Source organism: Arthrobacter sp. zg-Y1219 (assembly GCF_030125545.1).
Lineage (GTDB): Bacteria > Actinomycetota > Actinomycetes > Actinomycetales > Micrococcaceae > Arthrobacter_B.
In genome coordinates this window covers 16,708-35,294 of sequence record NZ_JASKLY010000003.1, presented here as the reverse complement: position 1 = coordinate 35,294, position 18,587 = coordinate 16,708, and the positions used below count along the sequence as shown (strand labels likewise).

15 protein-coding genes are annotated in these 18,587 nt (G+C 66.7%); all 15 read left to right on the top strand.

The genetic code is table 11. The features are described from left to right. Positions 1 to 194: 194 nt before the first annotated feature. The 15 genes from QNO00_RS01375 (at position 195) to secG (ending at position 18,497) form a co-directional block, all read left to right on the top strand. Positions 195 to 1,928: an ABC transporter ATP-binding protein gene (locus tag QNO00_RS01375; RefSeq protein ID WP_229965709.1), complete on the top strand. Its 1,734-nt coding sequence runs from the start codon at positions 195 to 197 to the stop codon at positions 1,926 to 1,928. Then, positions 1,925 to 3,898, top strand: coding sequence for an ABC transporter ATP-binding protein (locus QNO00_RS01370; protein WP_284023370.1), 1,974 nt, complete (start codon positions 1,925 to 1,927; stop codon positions 3,896 to 3,898). The genes QNO00_RS01375 and QNO00_RS01370 overlap by 4 nt, the downstream gene beginning before the upstream one ends. A gap of 127 nt (positions 3,899 to 4,025) precedes the next feature. Beyond that, on the top strand, positions 4,026 to 4,403 hold the full coding sequence (locus tag QNO00_RS01365) for a GntR family transcriptional regulator (protein WP_229965711.1): 378 nt from the start codon (positions 4,026 to 4,028) through the stop codon (positions 4,401 to 4,403). 75 nt (positions 4,404 to 4,478) lie between these two features. Next, positions 4,479 to 7,376 (top strand): excinuclease ABC subunit UvrA, encoded by a 2,898-nt coding sequence (gene uvrA, locus QNO00_RS01360; RefSeq protein ID WP_284023540.1) that lies wholly within the window; start codon positions 4,479 to 4,481, stop codon positions 7,374 to 7,376. A gap of 87 nt (positions 7,377 to 7,463) precedes the next feature. Then, positions 7,464 to 8,177 carry an HAD hydrolase-like protein gene (locus QNO00_RS01355; protein WP_229965712.1) on the top strand — a complete coding sequence of 238 codons (714 nt, stop codon included), beginning with the start codon at positions 7,464 to 7,466 and terminating at the stop codon, positions 8,175 to 8,177. Beyond that, positions 8,164 to 8,832: a lysophospholipid acyltransferase family protein gene (locus tag QNO00_RS01350; protein WP_229965713.1), complete on the top strand. Its 669-nt coding sequence runs from the start codon at positions 8,164 to 8,166 to the stop codon at positions 8,830 to 8,832. Before QNO00_RS01355 ends, QNO00_RS01350 begins: the two co-directional genes overlap by 14 nt. A gap of 80 nt (positions 8,833 to 8,912) precedes the next feature. Continuing rightward, a complete protein-coding gene (uvrC, locus tag QNO00_RS01345) occupies positions 8,913 to 10,928 on the top strand; it encodes an excinuclease ABC subunit UvrC (RefSeq protein ID WP_284023368.1) in 2,016 nt (671 codons plus the stop codon). A gap of 120 nt (positions 10,929 to 11,048) precedes the next feature. Beyond that, on the top strand, positions 11,049 to 11,948 hold the full coding sequence (gene rapZ / locus QNO00_RS01340) for an RNase adapter RapZ (protein ID WP_229965715.1): 900 nt from the start codon (positions 11,049 to 11,051) through the stop codon (positions 11,946 to 11,948). Further along, positions 11,949 to 12,977, top strand: a complete 1,029-nt coding sequence (locus QNO00_RS01335; protein WP_229965716.1) for a gluconeogenesis factor YvcK family protein — start codon at positions 11,949 to 11,951, stop codon at positions 12,975 to 12,977. It abuts the gene before it with no gap. 10 nt (positions 12,978 to 12,987) lie between these two features. Next, positions 12,988 to 13,968 carry a DNA-binding protein WhiA gene (gene whiA / locus QNO00_RS01330; protein ID WP_229965717.1) on the top strand — a complete coding sequence of 327 codons (981 nt, stop codon included), beginning with the start codon at positions 12,988 to 12,990 and terminating at the stop codon, positions 13,966 to 13,968. 116 nt (positions 13,969 to 14,084) lie between these two features. Next, positions 14,085 to 14,711, top strand: coding sequence for a superoxide dismutase (locus tag QNO00_RS01325; protein ID WP_229965718.1), 627 nt, complete (start codon positions 14,085 to 14,087; stop codon positions 14,709 to 14,711). A 244-nt stretch (positions 14,712 to 14,955) separates the two neighbouring features. Beyond that, entirely contained in the window at positions 14,956 to 15,960 is a 1,005-nt protein-coding gene (gene gap / locus QNO00_RS01320) for a type I glyceraldehyde-3-phosphate dehydrogenase (RefSeq protein ID WP_229965719.1), read from the top strand. Between the two features lie 66 nt (positions 15,961 to 16,026). Continuing rightward, on the top strand, positions 16,027 to 17,253 hold the full coding sequence (locus QNO00_RS01315; RefSeq protein ID WP_284023367.1) for a phosphoglycerate kinase: 1,227 nt from the start codon (positions 16,027 to 16,029) through the stop codon (positions 17,251 to 17,253). A 113-nt stretch (positions 17,254 to 17,366) separates the two neighbouring features. Beyond that, a complete protein-coding gene (gene tpiA / locus QNO00_RS01310) occupies positions 17,367 to 18,182 on the top strand; it encodes a triose-phosphate isomerase (RefSeq protein ID WP_229965721.1) in 816 nt (271 codons plus the stop codon). Between the two features lie 63 nt (positions 18,183 to 18,245). Beyond that, positions 18,246 to 18,497, top strand: coding sequence for a preprotein translocase subunit SecG (secG, locus tag QNO00_RS01305; protein ID WP_229965722.1), 252 nt, complete (start codon positions 18,246 to 18,248; stop codon positions 18,495 to 18,497). The last annotated feature ends 90 nt before the right edge of the window (positions 18,498 to 18,587 follow it).

Here is an 18,587-nt window from a genome sequence, read left to right as displayed (position 1 = left end):
CCATCAGGTAACAACGACTGGGAACCAGTGCGGGAATCACGGCCGCAATGCCTCCCGCGGTCTGGCCCTGCCTGCCGGTTCCGCGCTCGCCGGCTGGCAGGCCCGCCCGGCAGCCCATGGGTATTGCCTGCCCGGAGGCCGCGGCGTAGGTTCGGATGGTGCCGGGCATCCTCCCGGCAGTTCCAGGAGGAAACGTGCTCCTACGGCTCGTCCGGCAGAACCTGGCACCCTACAAGGGAGCCGTTGCCGCCGTCGTCATCCTGCAGTTCTTGTCCACCGCCGCCACGCTGTACCTGCCCACCCTGAACGCCGGCATCATCGACCGCGGCGTGGTCCGGGCCGACACCGGCGTGATCCTGGACATTGGCGGCTGGATGCTCGCCATTACTGCCGGCCAGGTCCTTTGCGCGGTTACGGCCACCTACTTCGCCGCCCGGGTGGCGATGAGCGTGGGCCGGAACATCCGCGATGACCTCTTCACGACGGTGGAGTCCTTCTCCTCGCGGGAAGTCGGAGTCTTCGGCGCCCCCTCGCTGATCACCCGCACCACCAACGACGTGCAGCAGGTGCAGATGGCCCTGCTGATGACGTTCACCGTCATGGTCTCGGCGCCGATCATGGGTGTGGGCGGGGTGGTGCTGGCGTTGAACCAGGATGTGCCGCTGTCGGGGGTCCTGCTGCTGATCCTGCCGGTCCTGTTCGCCGTGATCGGGCTGGTGCTGCGCCGGCTGATCCCGCTGTTCCGGCGGGCGCAGAAGCAGATCGACCGGGTGAACTCGGTGCTGCGCGAACAGATCATGGGGGTCGCCGTGATCCGCGCCTTTGTCCGGGAGCGCACGGAGGAGGCCCGGTTCGACGCCGCCAACCGCGACCTGACCGGAACCCAGCTGCGGACCGCACAGTACATGGCGCTGCTGTTTCCGGCCGCCATGCTGGTGGCCAACCTGGCCTCCGTGGCCGTGGTGTGGTTCGGTGCCTACCGGATTGATGCCGGGCAGATGCAGATCGGCGCGCTCACCGCGTTCCTCGCCTACATCATGCAGATCCTGATGGCCGTGATGATGTCCATGTTCATGATCATGATGCTGCCCCGCGCCGCGGTCTGCGCCGAACGCATCTGCGAGGTCCTCGACACCGAGAGCACCGTGCACGACGCCGAGGGGGCGCCGCCGCTGGTGTACGACGGCGGCACCCTGGCGTTCGACGACGTCGGCTACACCTATCCCGGGGCGGAGGCGCCGGTGCTTTCCGGAATCAGCTTCACCGCGGAGTCGGGGCAGACCACGGCCATCATCGGATCCACCGGCGCCGGCAAATCCACACTGCTGAACCTGGTCCCCAGGCTGCTGGACGCCACCTCGGGGGGAATCAGCATCGACGGCCAGGACATCGAGGAAGTGACGCTGCATTCGCTGCGCAGCGGCATCGGCCTGGTGCCGCAGCGCGCGTACCTGTTTGCCGGCACCATCGGCTCCAATCTGCGCTTCGGCAAGCCGGAGGCCACCGACGCCGAGTTGTGGGAGGCCCTGGAGATTGCGCAGGCCGACGACTTTGTCCGCGCCGCCGAGGGGGCGCTGGAGCACCGGGTGGAGCAGGGAGGGGGCAACTTCTCCGGTGGACAGCGGCAGCGCCTGGCGATTGCCCGCGCCCTGGTCGTCCAGCCCTCGATCTACCTCTTCGACGACAGCTTTTCCGCCCTGGACTTTGCCACCGACGCCCGGCTGCGCGCCGCACTGAAGCAGCGCACCCGCAGCTCCACGGTGCTCATCGTCGCCCAGCGGGTCAACACCATCACCGATGCCGCGCGGATCGTGGTGCTGGAGGAAGGACGGGTCGCCGGGCAGGGCACACATGCGGAGCTGATGGCGGCCTCGCCCACCTACCGCGAAATTGTTGAATCCCAGCTCACGGCGGAGGAAGTGCAGTGAGCGGCCCCGGAAGGCTTGCACACGGCGGACCCCGTGCCGCGGGAGCTGCCGCTCCCGCCGCGAAGCCGCTGAACTTCCGGGCCAGTGTCCGGCGGATCGTGGCGCTGACTGCCCCGGACCGGCTGCGGGTGGCACTGGTGCTGGTGGCCGCCGTCGTCTCGGTGGCGCTCGCGGTCAGTGCACCGCGGATCCTGGGGGAAGCGACCAACGTCATTTTCGACGGCGTGATCGGAGCGGGGCTGCAGCCGGGGATCAGCAAGGAGGACCAGGTGCAGGCCCTGCGCAGTGCCGGACAGGACCAGCTCGCGACCATGCTGGCCGCGATGGACGTGGTGCCCGGTGCCGGGCTGGACTTCGGCCGGCTCGGAGTGCTGGTGCTGGGGGTGCTGGGGATCTACCTTGCCTCGTTCGCCTTCGGCTGGCTGCAGGCGCGGGTCACGGCGCGGGTGGTGCAGAACGCCATGTACCGGCTGCGCCGGGACGTGGACGGCAAGCTCTTCCGGCTGCCGATGTCCCACTTCCAGCGGGAATCCCGGGGGGACGTGCTGAGCCGGGTCACCAATGACATCGACAACCTGGCGCAGACGCTCTCCCAGACCCTGACCCAGATCATCACCTCGGTGCTGACCATCGTGGGGGTGCTGGGCATGATGCTCTGGCTGTCCCCGCTGCTGGCACTGATCGCCGTGGTCACTGTCCCCGTCTCCGCCGTCGTCACCGTCTTCATTGCCCGGCGCTCGCAGGCGCAGTTCATGCAGCAGTGGAAGTCCACGGGGGAGGTGAACGGCTACATCGAGGAAATGTTCAGCGCCCAGGACGTGGTGAAGGCCTTCGGGCAGCAGGAGCGGGTGGTGGAGGGGTTCCGGCCGGCCAACGACACCCTCTACCGCTCCTCCTTCAAGGCACAGTTCGTGTCCGGCATCATCATGCCCACCATGCAGTTCATCTCCAACCTCAACTATGTGGCGGTGGCAGTGGTCGGCGGGCTCCTGGTGGCCAACGGGCGCCTCTCCATCGGGGGAGTGCAGGCCTTCATCCAGTACAGCCGCCAGTTCTCCCAGCCGCTGGGGCAGCTCGGTTCGCTGATCAACATGCTGCAGTCCGGCGTCGCCTCAGCCGAACGTGTGTTCGAACTGCTTGATGACCGGGAGCAGCCCCCGGATCCCGCGGAGCCGCAGGTGCTGACAGCGGTCAAGGGACGCGTGGCCTTTGAGGACGTGGACTTCAGCTACTCCCCGGACGCACCGCTCATACGCGGCCTGTCCTTCATCGCGGAACCGGGGCAGACGGTGGCGATTGTCGGTCCCACGGGGGCGGGGAAGACCACGCTGGTGAACCTCCTGATGCGCTTTTACGACGCGGACGCCGGACGGATCACCATTGACGGGGTGGACACCGCCCGGATGCGGCGCGACGACGTGCGGAAACTGATCGGCATGGTGCTCCAGGACGCGTGGCTGTTCGAGGGGACCGTTCGGGAGAACCTTGCCTACGGCGCGCCGGACGCCACTGAGGAACAAATCGTGGAGGCAGCGCGGGCAACGCACGTGGACCACTTCGTGCGCTCGCTGCCGGATGGCTACGACACGGTCCTGGGGTACGACGGCGGAACGCTGAGCCAGGGGCAGCGGCAGCTGATCACGATCACCCGGGCCTGGCTGGCGGACCCGGCCATCCTGGTCCTGGATGAAGCGACCAGCTCGGTGGATACCCGAACGGAGATCTCCATCCGCCTGGCCATGAACGCACTGCGGGAGGCCCGGACCAGCTTTGTGATCGCCCACCGGCTCTCGACCATCCGGGATGCCGACGTCATCCTGGTGGTGCGGCACGGGGAGATCGTGGAACAGGGGACCCATGAGGCGCTGCTGGCCGCCGAGGGGTTCTACTCCGAGCTGTACCGCTCCCAGTTCTCCGAGCCGGCGGCGGCAGCGGAAGGAACCGGCGACGGGCCGGCCCCCGGGCCGTGACCTGCCTCCCGGCGCAAACAGCACCGGCATGGCAAAATGGAACTGCAGCATGTGCCCAGCGCGCAGCAACGCACCCGGCCGTTGAATCCCTCGGACGGTTCCAGCTCTCCAACCCGAAGGCGGTCCCATGAGTGACGACGTCCTGTCCTGGGTCCGCATCGACGCCGCAAGCACGGTTCCCCCGTTTGAGCAGTTGAGGGTTCAGATCCTTGATGCCGCCAATGAGGGACGCCTTGCCGTGGGAACCCGCCTGCCTCCGGTCCGCGCGCTCGCCGCCCGGCTGGGCCTTGCCGTCAACACCGTGGCCCGGGCGTACCGCGAACTGGAACAGGCCGAAGTGGTCACCACGCGCTCGCGGGCAGGAACCGTCATCGCAGCCGCCGGAGACAACGGACGGCGGCGGGTGGCCGAGGCGGCACGGGTCTTTGCCGATTCCGTCCGCGCCAACGGGCTTGATCCGCAAGAGGCCGTGACCTACGTCGAGACGGCTCTTCGCCTGCGGTGAACACTGCGGCGTCGAATACATCTTCGAACCAACCGGTGAACTACAGTGGAATTTGTGTCTACAGCTACCTCTTTGATGGCCGATAGTGCCAACGAGCCGCACAGCGGCAACGATCTCTCCCGCCTCATCGTCAAGGGCGCACGGGAGCACAACCTCCGCAACGTGGATCTGGATCTGCCGCGCGACGCGATGATTGTCTTCACCGGACTTTCCGGATCCGGCAAGTCCTCCCTGGCCTTTGACACGATCTTCGCCGAGGGCCAGCGGCGGTACGTCGAGTCGCTCTCCTCCTACGCGCGGATGTTCCTCGGGCAGGTGGACAAGCCCGACGTCGACTTCATCGAGGGCTTGTCTCCGGCGGTGTCGATCGACCAGAAGTCCACCTCCAAGAACCCGCGCTCCACCGTCGGAACCATCACCGAGATCTACGACTACATGCGCCTGCTCTGGGCCCGTGTCGGCACCCCCTACTGCCCCATCTGCGGCGAGCCCGTGTCACGGCAGACACCGCAGCAGATTGTCGACCAGCTGCTCGAGCTGCCCGAAGGCACCCGGTTCCAGATCCTGGCTCCGGTGGTGCGCGGACGCAAGGGCGAGTTCGTGGACCTGTTCAAGGAGCTCGCCGCCAAGGGCTACTCGCGCGCAAAGGTCGACGGCGAGCAGATCCAGCTCTCCGATCCGCCCAAGCTGGGCAAGCAGTACAAACACACTATCGAGGTGGTGGTGGACCGGCTGGTGGCCAAGGACGGCATCCGGCAGCGCCTGACCGACTCGGTGGAGACCGCGCTGGGCCTGGCCGAGGGCCGGATCCTGGCGGACTTCGTGGACGTCGACGAGAAGAGCGAGGACCGGATCCGGCCCTTCTCCGAGCACCTGGCGTGCCCGAACGAGCATCCGCTGGCGATCGATGAGATTGAACCCCGGTCCTTCTCCTTCAACAACCCCTTCGGCGCCTGCCCGGTTTGCACCGGCATCGGCAGCCGGCTGGAGGTTGACGAGGAGCTGGTGATCCCCAACCCCAACCTGAGCCTGGCCGCGGGAGCCGTGGCGCCCTGGGCGCTGGGCAACGCCACCCTGGAGTACTGGAACCGGCTGCTGGCCGGCCTGGCCAAGGACATGGGTTTCTCCATGGACGTGCCGTGGAAGAAGTTGCCGGCCAAGGCCCGCGAGGCCATCCTCAACGGCAAGGACCACAAGGTGGTGGTTCAGTACAAGAACCGCTTCGGCCGCGAACGCAAGTACAGCACCGGCTTCGAAGGCGTCATCTCCTACATCCACCGCAAGCACCTCGAGACCGAATCGGACAGCGCCCGTGACCGGTACGAGGAGTACATGCGGGAAATCCCCTGCCCCGAGTGCGGCGGAGCCCGGCTGAACCCGGCGTCGCTGTCGGTGCTGATCAACGGAAAGAACATTGCCCAGGTGGCCGCCCTGCCCCTGCGCGAGGCGGCCGAGTTCCTCGGCGGGCTGGAACTCACGACCCGCGAAGCGAAGATCGGCGACCAGGTCCTGAAGGAAATCCTGGCCCGCCTGACCTTCCTGCTCGACGTCGGGCTCGAGTACCTGAGCCTGGAGCGGGCAGCGGCCACCCTCTCCGGCGGCGAGGCGCAGCGCATCCGCCTGGCCACCCAGATCGGCTCCGGCCTGGTGGGCGTCCTCTACGTCCTCGACGAGCCCTCCATCGGACTGCACCAGAAGGACAACCGGCGCCTCATCGAGACCCTGGCCCGGCTGCGCAACCTCGGCAACACCCTGATCGTCGTGGAGCACGACGAAGACACCATCCACGAAGCCGACTGGGTGGTGGACATCGGACCGGGTGCGGGTGAGCGCGGCGGCGAAGTGGTGCACTCCGGCTCCCTGGCGGACCTGCTCACCAACGAGCGGTCCCTGACCGGCGCGTACCTGTCCGGCCGCCGGAAGATCGAGATCCCGGCCAAACGCCGCAAGGTGGACAAGTCCCGCCAGCTGAAGATCGTCGGGGCGCGGGAAAACAACCTGCGCAACATCGACGTGTCCATTCCGCTCGGTGTCTTCACCGCGGTGACGGGCGTCAGCGGATCCGGCAAGTCCACGCTGATCAACGACATCCTGTACAAGACGCTGGCCGCCAAGCTCAACGGCGCCAAGCACGTGTCCGGGCGGCACCTGCGCATTGACGGGCTGGAGAACCTGGACAAGGTCATCCACGTGGACCAGAGCCCGATCGGCCGCACCCCGCGCTCCAACCCGGCCACCTACACCGGCGTCTGGGACCACATCCGCAAGCTCTTCGCGGAGACCAACGAGTCCAAGGTCCGCGGCTACCTGCCCGGCCGCTTCTCCTTCAACGTCAAGGGTGGCCGCTGCGAAGCCTGCCACGGCGACGGCACGCTGAAGATTGAAATGAACTTCCTGCCGGACGTCTACGTGCCCTGCGAGGTCTGCCACGGCGGACGGTTCAACCGCGAAACCCTCGAGGTGCACTACAAGGGCAAGAACATTTCCGAGGTCCTGGGCATGTCCATCGAGGAGGCTGCGGAGTTCTTCGCCGCGTTCTCGCCGATTGCCCGGCACCTGAACACGCTCGTTGACGTCGGGCTGGGCTATGTCCGGCTCGGCCAGCCGGCCACCACCCTGTCCGGCGGCGAGGCGCAGCGCGTGAAGCTGGCGGCGGAACTGCAGAAGCGCTCCAACGGGCGCAGCGTGTACGTGCTCGACGAGCCGACCACCGGCCTGCATTTCGAGGATGTCCGCAAGCTGCTGCTGGTCCTGCAGGGACTGGTGGACAAGGGCAACACGGTGATCACCATCGAGCACAACCTTGACGTGATCAAGAGCGCCGACTGGATCATCGACATGGGTCCGGAAGGCGGAAACGGCGGCGGACAGGTGATTGCCACCGGAACACCGGAAAAGGTGGCGTCCTCCGAGGTCAGCCACACCGGCAGGTTCCTTGCCGAAATGTTCGACAAGCAAAAGGGCGCGGCGTAGATCTCTGCGTCGCCCGTACGGAAAAAGGTATTCCCCGCCGGGAATGCCTTTTTCCGTACCGGGCCGCAGGTGTGGGAAACTGTCCCGGTGAAAGAATCCCGGCTCTTAGTGCTCTTCGACCTTGACGGAACCCTGGTGGATCCGGCGGGCAGCATCACCGGCGGCATCAGCACCGCCCTCGCCGCCAGCGGCCTGCCCGTCCCTCCGGCGGCGGAACTCCAGCGAATGGTCGGACCTGCGCTTGTGACATCGCTGCGGGAAATCGCCGGCGTTCCGGAAGCCCGCGTTAATGAGGTCATCGCACACTACCGCGCCGGCTACCGGGACACCGGAATGGCGCAGAGCCGCCCCTACCCGGGCATCGAGGCAGCCGTCTCGCGGCTGCGCGCCGACGGCAGCGTCGTGGCCGTCGCCACCCAGAAGCCCGAACCGCTGGCGCAGGAACTGCTCCGCGTGCAGGGACTTTCGGAACTCTTCGACTCCGTGCACGGCTCACCCGCCGACGAGCAGGCCGCAGCGGCCCTCGACGGCAAGACCACCATCATCCGGGCTGCGCTGGACCGGCACGCCGGCACGTATGACCGCGCCGTCATGGTGGGGGACCGCCGGCACGACGTGGAGGGAGCAGCAGCCAACGGCCTGGACTGCATCGGCGTCAGCTGGGGCTTTGCCGGCGACGGCGAGCTGGCAGCGGCCGGTGCGGCCGCCGTCGTCGATTCGGCGGAGGAATTGCTGGCGGCGCTGCTGACGGAGCACAGCTTCCGTGTGCAGGAAAGGGCCTGCGCACATGAGCGTTTATGACCTGACCCGGGCCTCCACCCGCGGCCTGATCGCTTCCCTGTGCCGGCCCACCGTCATCGGCCTGGAGAATGTTCCGGCCAGCGGCGCGTTCATCGTGGCGGCGAACCACCTGTCGTTTCTGGACAGCGTGCTCACGCAGGCACTGATGCCGCGCCCCGTGGCCTTCTTCGCGAAGGCCGAGTACTTCACCGGCACCGGCGTCAAGGGCGCCGCGATGCGGACCTTTTTTGAGGGCGTGGGATCCATTCCCGTGGAACGGGACCAGCAGGCCGCGTCAGTGGCGGCGCTGCAAACCCTGCTGGACCGGCTTGAGCAGGGCAGCGGGATCGGCATCTACCCGGAGGGCACCCGGTCCCGGGACGGCCTGCTGTACCGCGGGCGGACCGGTGTGGGCTGGCTGGCGCTGACCTCCGGGGCGCCGGTGGTGCCAGTGGGGCTGATCGGCACCGAAAACCTGCAGCCGGCGGGCAAGAAATGGATCAAACCGCAGCATTTCACCATGAAGGTGGGCCGGCCGCTGTACTTCCAAAAAACCGGACCCAACCACGCCCTGCCCGCCCGGCGCCAGGCCACCGACCGCGTCATGGACGCCATTGCCGAGCTCTCCGGGCAGGAACGCTCCGGCAGCTACAACCAGAGCAAGCCCGAAGGGTAAGCCGGCAGCCGGTTCAGCGCCCCGCGAAAAGCCGCCCGGGACTGCGCAAAGGCGCCCGGCAGCAACCGTAGGATGGAAACGTGGCAGATCCAGCAACATACCGGCCGAAAACGGGGGAGATCCCCACCGCTCCAGGCGTTTACCGTTTCCGTGACGAGCACCGACGGGTCATCTACGTCGGCAAGGCCAAGAACCTCCGCTCCCGCCTGAACTCCTACTTCGCGAATCCGCGGGGCCTGCTGCCCAAGACGCGGGCCATGGTGCACACCGCCTCCAGCGTCGAATGGACTGTGGTGGGCACCGAGCTGGAAGCGCTGCAGCTGGAGTACACCTGGATCAAGGAATTCAACCCCCGGTTCAACATCATGTTCCGGGACGACAAGTCCTATCCGTACCTGGCCGTCACCATGGGGGAGAAGTATCCCCGGGCGCAGGTGATGCGCGGAGACCGGCGCAAGGACACCCGCTACTTCGGTCCGTTCTACCCCGCCAAGGCCATCCGCGAGACCCTCGACACCCTGCTGCGCGTCTTTCCCGTCCGCACCTGCAGCTCCGGTGTCTTCAAGCGTGCCGAGCGCACCGGCCGGCCCTGCCTGCTGGGCTACATCGACAAATGCGCGGCACCGTGCGTCGGGCGGATCAGCCCGGAGGACCACCGCCAGCTGGCCGCCGAACTCTGCGACTTCATGTCCGGCGAAGGCAAACGCTTCATCGGAACGCTGGAGAAGGAGATGCAGGCCGCCGTGGCCGAACTGGACTATGAGTCCGCCGCCCGGCTCCGCGACGACATCTCGGCCCTGCGCAAGGTCTTCGAGCGCAACAACGTGGTGCTGAGCGAGGACACCGACGCCGACATCTTCGCACTCGAGGAAGACGAGCTTGAAGCCTCGGCCCAGGTGTTCCACGTTCGGGCCGGCAGGATCCGCGGCCAGCGCGGCTGGGTCGTGGAGAAGGTCGAGGATACCGACACCTCGGACCTCGTGGAGCACCTGATCCAGCAGGTCTACGGGGAGTCAGCCTCCACCGACCGCATTCCCCGCCAGGTGCTGGTTCCGGAGCTGCCGGCCAACGCCGACGAGCTGGCGCTGTGGCTCTCCGGCCTGCGCGGGTCCCGGGTGGACATCCGTGTTCCGCAGCGCGGCGACAAGAAGGCCCTGATGGAGACGGTGGCCCGCAACGCCGCCGACGCCCTGCGTCTGCACAAAAGCCGCCGCGCCGGGGACATCACCACCCGCTCCGCCGCGCTGCAGGAACTGCAGGAAGCCCTGGACCTGCCGGTGGCCCTGCTGCGCATCGAGTGCTACGACATCTCCCACGTCTCCGGCACCAACGTGGTGGCCTCCATGGTGGTGGCCGAGGACGGGCTGCCGAAGAAGTCCGACTACCGCAAGTTCTCCATCACCGGCGACGCGGCCCGGGATGACACCTCGGCCATGTACGACGTCATCTCCCGCCGTTTCCGCAACTACCTCGCCGAAAACGCGGATCCGGCCGCCGACCCCGCAGCGGCCGAGGCGCTGGCCAAGCTGCCCGCGGAACGCACCGGCACCGATGTCCAGCCGCTGACGGACACGCTCACCGCCGCTCCCCGGGCCAAGTTCGCCTATCCGCCCAACCTGGTGGTGGTCGACGGCGGCCAGCCGCAGGTGGCGGCGGCCTCCCGGGCCCTGGCGGACCTGGGCATCACCGACATCTACGTGGTGGGCCTGGCCAAGCGGCTGGAGGAGGTGTGGGTCCCGGACAGCGACTTCCCGGTGATCCTGCCGCGTGCCTCCGAAGCCCTGTTCCTGCTCCAGCGTATCCGCGACGAAGCACACCGCTTCGCCATCACCTTCCACCGCCAGAAGCGGGCCAAATCCATGACCGCGTCCCTGCTGGACGAGATTTCCGGCCTCGGACCGGCCAAGCGTGCAGCGCTGCTCAAGGAGTTCGGGTCGGTCAAAAAGCTGCGCAGTGCCTCGGCGGAGGAGCTGCAGCGGGTGCCGGGCATCGGGCCGGCGCTGGCGGCGTCGGTCCACGCCCAGCTCGCGGAGAAGGGCGGCTCGGCCGGCGCCCCCGCGGTGAACATGGCCACCGGCGAAATCATGGAAACTTAGCTAGGCTGGATAATCGGCTTCCTTCCCTGGAGCGGGTGCGCTTCGGGCTCTAATACAGCACAAACCGGCACGGGGAGAGACCTGTGCCAAAAAAAGAACCCTAAGGATGGGACGACGGACATGAACGAACAGGACGCGCTGACCCCGGTCAAGCCCGCCGAGTCGGAGCTGCTGGTGGTTACCGGCATGTCCGGCGCCGGACGCAGCACGGCCGCCAACGCCCTCGAGGACCATGGCTGGTACGTGGTGGAGAACCTGCCGCCGCTGATGCTGGGCACCCTGACCGAGCTGGTGTCCCGGATGCCGCATTCCATCCCCAAGCTGGCTGTGGTCATCGACGTCCGCAGCAAGGAACTGTTCAAGGACATCAGGGAGGCCCTCAGCGGCCTCCGTGCAGCCGGCGTCTCCTACCGGCTGCTGTTCCTGGACGCCGAGGATGAAACCCTCGTGCGCCGCTTTGAGCAGGGCAGGCGCCCCCACCCGCTGCAGGAGGACGGCAGCATCCTGGACGGCATCGCCGCCGAGCGGGATGTGGTCAAGGAACTGCGCGAATCATCCGACGTCGTCGTGGACACCTCCAAGCTGAACGTCCACGCCCTGGCCACCACCATCACCGAGCTCTTCACCGAATCCGGGCCGATCGTGCTGCGGCTGAACGTGATGAGCTTCGGGTTCAAGTACGGGCTGCCGGTGGATTCCAACTATGTGGCGGACGTCCGTTTCATCCCCAACCCGCACTGGGTTCCCCAGCTGCGCCCGCACACCGGCCTGGACGAAGACGTCCGCGACTACGTCCTGCAGGCCCAGGGCACCGCGGACTTCCTGGACCGGTACGTTGAAGCCCTGGTCCCGGTCATCGACGGCTATCGGCGGGAGAACAAGCACTACGCCACCATCGCCGTCGGCTGCACCGGCGGCAAGCACCGCTCAGTGGCGGTGACGGAGGAACTGGCCAAGCGCCTGGCGCAGCTGCCGCACGTGACGGTCAGCGCCCACCACCGCGACCTCGGGCGCGAGTAGATGACGTTCCTGACCGGGCCGCTGCCGATGATTCCGCAGGCCGGCGCGGCCCGGGACGCCGGCGGCAAGGACGGTTCCCCGGCAGTGGTGGCCCTGGGCGGCGGCCACGGACTGTCCGCGTCACTGTCGGCGCTGCGGCTGCTGACCACCGACCTGACGGCGGTGGTCACGGTGGCCGACGACGGCGGGTCCTCCGGCCGGTTGCGCCACGAGCTTGACGTGCTGCCGCCCGGCGACCTCCGGATGGCCCTGGCTGCCCTCTGCGACGACACCGACTGGGGGCGGACCTGGCGCGACGTCATGCAGCACCGGTTCCAGTCCCGGCCGGGGGTCAAGGGCTCCCTGGACAACCATGCCCTCGGGAACCTGCTCATCGTGACGTTGTGGGAGTTGCTGGGCGATCCCGTCGCCGGCCTGCAGTGGGCCGGCGCGCTGCTCGGCGCCCGCGGCCAGGTCCTGCCCATGTCCACGCAGCCGCTGACCATCGAGGGCGACGTGCTGCGGCGCACGGCCTCCGGCGAGTATCTGGAACTGGTGACCGGACAGGCCCGGCTGGCGACGGCCGGAGCCCGGGGCAAGGTCACCGGCGTCCGGCTGACTCCTGCTGATGCGGTGGCCTGCCCCGAAGCGGTCACGGCCATCGAACGGGCGGACTGGGTCATCCTTGGCCCGGGGTCCTGGTACACGTCGGTGCTGCCGCACCTGATGCTGCCGGAACTGCGGAGCGCACTCTGCCGGACGAAGGCCAAACGCTGCCTGACCATGAACCTGAGCAACGAAACGAAGGAAACCGCCGGCATGTCGGCACTTGACCATCTGGCCGAGGTGCAGCGCTATGCGCCCGGGTTCCGGGTGGACGCCGTGCTGGTGGATCCGGCCGTCATTGAGGATCCGGAGGCCTTCGGCGAGGCGGTGGCCAAGATGGGTGGGCGGCCCGTTTTCGGTAAGGTGGGGGCAGCGACCGGCCGGCCGATCCATGATCCGTTGCGCCTGGCCACCGCGTACCACGATATGTTTGGGGAGAACTAGGAGTGTATTTGTGGCATTGACCGCAGCAGTAAAAGAGGAACTTTCACGCCTTGATGTGAAAAAGTCCTCCGTCCGCAAAGCGGAAGTATCGGCCTTGCTGCGATTTGCCGGAGGACTGCACATCATTTCCGGGCGCATTGTTATTGAAGCCGAAGTGGATCTCGCTTCCACGGCGAGGCGGCTGCGTGCCGCGATAGCCGAGGTGTACGGCCACGCCTCCGACATCATTGTGGTGTCCGGAGGAGGCCTGCGAAGGGGCAGCCGCTACGTGGTGCGCGTCGTCAAGGACGGCGAATCACTCGCCCGCCAGACCGGACTCCTGGATGCCCGAGGCCGTCCGGTCCGCGGGCTGCCCTCAGTGGTGGTCAACGGCTCCGCCGCCGACGCCGAAGCCGTGTGGCGCGGTGCCTTCCTCGCCCATGGATCGCTGACGGAGCCGGGCCGCTCCTCCTCGCTGGAGGTGACTTGCCCGGGCCCCGAAGCCGCCCTGGCCCTGGTGGGCTCGGCCCGCCGGATCGGCATTGCCGCCAAGGCCCGCGAGGTGCGCGGAATCGACCGCGTGGTCATCCGCGACGGCGACACCATCGCCGCCCTGCTCACCCGCATGGGCGCCCACGATGCCCTGATGGTCTGGGAAGAGCGCCGCATGCGCAAGGAAGTCCGGGCCACCGCCAACCGGCTCGCCAACTTCGACGACGCCAACCTCCGCCGCTCGGCGCAGGCCGCGGTTGCCGCCGGAGCCCGGGTGGACCGTGCGCTGGACATCCTCGGCGACGACGTGCCCGAGCACCTGCGGTACGCGGGGGAGCTGCGCGTGGCCCACAAGCAGGCCAGCCTCGACGAGCTGGGACACCTGGCCGAACCGCCCATGACCAAGGACGCCATCGCCGGACGCATCCGCCGGCTCCTGGCCATGGCCGACAAGCGGGCCGCCGAGCTGGGCATCCCCGGAACCGAGGCCAATGTGACTCCTGAGATGCTTGACGAGTAGCGTTAAAGCATAAGATGGCATAAGCATGCTGCCTTTTGGCGGCACCGAAAGTTTCCGGGTGGAAACGCCGTCCGGATAACCGAGCCGATCTATTTCCGACTCATCAGGAGGATTTTGTGAACGAATACACTCTGCCGGAACTGCCGTACGATTACGCGGCACTGGAGCCGAACATCTCCGCCCGCATCATGGAACTGCATCACGACAAGCACCACGCCACCTACGTGGCCGGCGCCAACACGGCACTGGCACAGATGGCCGAAGCCCGCGAGAAGGGTGACTTCGCAACCATCCCGAAGCTGTCCAAGGATCTGGCCTTCCACGTCGGCGGCCACGTCAACCACAGCATCTTCTGGAACAACCTCTCACCGGAAGGCGGCGACAAGCCGGTTGGCGAGCTCGCTGCCGCCATCGATGACTTCTTCGGTTCCTTCGACGCCTTCCGCGGCCAGTTCACCGCTGCCGCGATGTCGCTGCAGGGATCCGGCTGGGCACTGCTGGCCTACGAGCCGCTGGGCAAGAACCTCGTGATCGAGCAGCTCTTCGACCAGCAGGGCAACGTTCCCGTCGGAACCATTCCGCTGCTGATGCTGGACATGTGGGAGCACGCCTTCTACCTGGACTACGTCAACGTGAAGGCCGACTACGTCAAGGCCTTCTGGAACATCGTCAACTGGGCCGATGTGGCCACCCGCTTCGAGGCCGCCCGCACCGGCGCCCAGGGACTGATTCTCCCGGCATAATCGCGTCTGCGGCGTACAAATCCGGCCCTCCACCGGTACACGGGACAGGGCCGGCGCGTAAGATGAGTTCGAGGGTTCCCGCCCGGGCTGAGAAGCCCGGCGGGGCCTCCCGGCCCGGCCGGCAGAGTGTTTGCCGGCAGGCCCGGGATCAGTTTTCCGGTTCCTCCAATCCCGTCAGACCAGTGGCCTGCGCAGACACAAGGTCACGTTTCTTCGGTACACCCGCAATCAAGGAGACAGAAAAGTGACTACTCGTGTTGGAATCAACGGCTTCGGACGCATTGGACGAAACTACTTCCGCGCAGCACTGGAGCAGAACGCCGACCTCGACATTGTGGCCGTCAACGACCTGACCAGCCCCGAAACCCTGGCCCACCTCCTGAAGTACGACTCCGTGACCGGCCGCATCGGCGCTGACGTGGAAGTACGCAACGGGGACCTGGTTGTCGGCGGGAAGACCATCAAGGTCCTCGCCGAGCGGGACCCTGCCAACCTCCCCTGGAAGGACCTTGGCGTTGACGTCGTCATTGAGTCCACCGGGTTCTTCACCAAGGCAGAGGACGCCAAGAAGCACCTCGACGCCGGGGCCAAGAAGGTCCTGATCTCCGCTCCGGGCAAGGGTGCTGACCGCACCATCGTCATGGGCGTCAACGACGGCGACTACAACGCGGAGACCGACAACATCGTCTCCAACGCCTCCTGCACCACCAACTGCCTGGGCCCGCTGGCGAAGGTCATTCACGAGGCGTTCGGAATCGAGCGCGGCCTCATGACCACCGTTCACGCTTACACCGCTGACCAGAACCTCCAGGACGGCCCCCACCGCGACCTGCGCCGAGCCCGCGCGGCGGCGCTGAACATCGTGCCCACGTCCACCGGCGCCGCCAAGGCCATCGGCCTGGTCCTGCCGGAACTGGACGGCAAGCTGGACGGTTTCGCCCTCCGCGTGCCGGTGCCCACCGGTTCGGTCACCGACCTCACCGTCACGCTCAGCCGGGAAGCCTCCGTCGAGGAAATCAACGCCGTGTACAAGGCGGCATCCGACGGTCCGCTGAACGGCATCCTGCGCTACACGGATGAACCGATCGTGTCCTCGGACATTGTCACCGATCCGGCGTCGTGCATTTTCGACTCGGGACTGACCCGCGTGATGGGCAACGAGGTGAAGGTGGTCGGCTGGTACGACAACGAGTGGGGCTACTCCTGCCGCCTGGTGGACCTGACCAAACTGGTGGCGTCCAGCCTCTAGCCACGTCCCGTCCACAACCGATCCACAGCCCCACCCCCAATGCCCGCAAGGGACGTAAAGGTAGACATGACAGTCAAGACTCTCGAGGAACTGATCAGCGACGGCGTCAATGATCGGTATGTGCTGGTCCGCTCGGACCTGAATGTGCCGCTGGACAACGGCCGGGTGGCCGACGACGGACGCATCCGTGCGTCCATCCCGACCATCGGGAAACTGGTGGAGCACGGAGCCAAGGTGATCGTCATGGCGCACCTGGGGCGGCCGAAGGGCGCGCCGGAGGAGAAGTACTCGCTGAAGCCCGCCGCTGACCGGCTGGACGAACTCGCACCGTTTGCAGTCGAGTTCGCCGCCGACGTGGTGGGTGAAAGCGCCCACGCGCTGGCGGCTTCGCTGGCACCGGGCTCCGTCCTGGTACTGGAGAACATCCGGTTCGATCCGCGCGAAACGTCGAAGAACGACGACGATCGCCTGGCGTTGGCCCGCGAACTTGCCGGACTGACGGACAACAGCGGATCGTACGTGGACGATGCTTTCGGTGCGGTGCACCGCAGGCACGCCAGCGTCTACGACATCGCCGAGGTGCTGCCCGCCTACCAGGGCGACCTGGTCACCACCGAGGTTGAGGTCCTGAAGAAGCTCACCGAGAGCCCCGAGCAGCCCTACGTCGTCGTTCTCGGCGGCTCGAAGGTCTCGGACAAGCTGGCCGTGATCGAGAACCTCATGGAGCGCGCAGACTACCTGCTCGTCGGCGGCGGCATGGTGTACACCTTCCTCGCCGCGCAGGGCTTCAAGGTCGGCGCTTCGCTGCTGGAGGCGGACCAGATCGAGAACGTCAAGGGCTACCTCAGCCGCGCCAAGGAGATGGGCTGCGAATTCGTGCTGCCCGCCGACATCGTGGTTGCTGACAGGTTCGCGGCCGATGCGGACTCCGAAGTGGTCCCGGCCGACGCCATCGAGAACAGCCGGTTTGCTGCCTCCGGCACCGGACTGGACATTGGCCCGGATTCCGCTGCCGCCTTCGCCGAAAAGATCCGCTCCGCCCGCACCATTTTCTGGAACGGTCCCATGGGCGTCTTCGAGTTTGACGCGTTCGCCAACGGCACCCGCGCCATCGCGCAGGGGCTGAAGGACTCCGACGGCTTCTCGGTGGTGGGCGGCGGCGATTCCGCTGCCGCTGTCCGCAAACTCGGTTTCAGCGACAGCGACTTCGGGCACATTTCCACCGGCGGCGGTGCTTCGCTGGAGTACCTCGAAGGCAAGAAACTGCCGGGGCTGACCGTCCTCAACCAGTAACATCCGGTGCGGGCCCTGCTGCCTCACGGCTGCGGGCCCGCACTGTCATGTCCGCCCTTCCCCGCCCGGACAGATCCCACCAATCCCATACCACCTAAGAAACCGGAGCGATGATGACTACCTCGACCAACGGCAAATTTGATCGGACACCGCTGATCGCGGGCAACTGGAAGATGAACATGGACCATGTCCAGGGCATCACCCTCCTGCAGAAGCTGGCGTGGACGCTCAAGGACGCGCAGCACGACTACAACCGTGTGGAGGCGGCGATCTTCCCGCCGTTCACCGACCTGCGCAGCGTCCAGACCCTGATCCGGGGCGACAAGCTTGACCTGGAATACGGTGCACAGGATCTCTCGCCGCAGGATTCCGGCGCCTACACCGGCGACATCTCCGGTGCCTTCCTGTCCAAGCTGGGCTGCAAGTATGTCCTGGTAGGCCACAGCGAACGCCGCACCGTCCACGGCGAAACCGACGAACTGCTGAACGCAAAGCTCAAGGCCGCCTACCGCAATGGCCTGGTGCCGGTGCTCTGCGTGGGCGAAGGGCTGGAAATCCGGCAGTCGGGCCAGCACGTGGAGCACACCCTTGAGCAGGTCCGCAACGACCTGGCCGGCCTTGACGCCGAGCAGGTTTCCAGCCTGGTGATCGCCTACGAACCGATCTGGGCCATCGGCACGGGCGAAGTGGCCGGCCCCGAAGACGCACAGGAAATGTGCGCAGCCATCCGCAGCGAAATCGCTGACCTGTACGACGACGCCGTTGCCGCCAAGACCCGCCTGCTCTACGGGGGGTCCGTGAAGGCAGCAAATGCGGCAAGCATTCTGAAGCAGCGCGACGTCGACGGCGTGCTGGTGGGCGGCGCCAGTTTGGATGTCACCGAGTTTGCTAATATTGTCAGGTTCGAACAACACCTGGTGACCGACTGATTTGCAGCTGACCTGCACGGCAGCAGTGTCTCCAATCCATGAGTCACCCCCGAAAGGCCGTAAGTGGAAATTCTGAAGATTATCCTGTTGGTTCTTCTTGCCATCACCAGCCTGTTGCTGACGTTGCTCATCCTGCTCCACAAGGGGCGGGGCGGCGGCATGTCGGACATGTTCGGCGGCGGCATGACCAGCAGCATGGGTTCCTCCGGGGTTGCCGAAAAGAACCTTAACCGCTTCACCGTCATCCTGGGACTCTCGTGGGGAGCCGTGATTGTCGCCCTGGGCCTGATCCAGCGCTTCTCCGGCGAAGCTTAGGCGAAGCATAGCCACTGCCAGAGGCACCTGCGGACAGAACGTCAAAAGCCCCGGGGATCCGCAAGGATCCCCGGGGCTTTCGTCTGCCGG

Excerpts from the sequence above, each read along its gene's own strand:
- QNO00_RS01365 (WP_229965711.1), top strand. The coding sequence starts at position 4,026 with ATGAGTGACGACGTCCTGTCCTGGGTCCGCATCGACGCCGCAAGCACG.
- uvrA (WP_284023540.1), top strand. The coding sequence starts at position 4,479 with ATGGCCGATAGTGCCAACGAGCCGCACAGCGGCAACGATCTCTCCCGC.
- QNO00_RS01350 (WP_229965713.1), top strand. The coding sequence starts at position 8,164 with ATGAGCGTTTATGACCTGACCCGGGCCTCCACCCGCGGCCTGATCGCT.
- rapZ (WP_229965715.1), top strand. The coding sequence starts at position 11,049 with ATGAACGAACAGGACGCGCTGACCCCGGTCAAGCCCGCCGAGTCGGAG.
- QNO00_RS01335 (WP_229965716.1), top strand. The coding sequence starts at position 11,949 with ATGACGTTCCTGACCGGGCCGCTGCCGATGATTCCGCAGGCCGGCGCG.
- QNO00_RS01315 (WP_284023367.1), top strand. The coding sequence starts at position 16,027 with ATGACAGTCAAGACTCTCGAGGAACTGATCAGCGACGGCGTCAATGAT.
- tpiA (WP_229965721.1), top strand. The coding sequence starts at position 17,367 with ATGACTACCTCGACCAACGGCAAATTTGATCGGACACCGCTGATCGCG.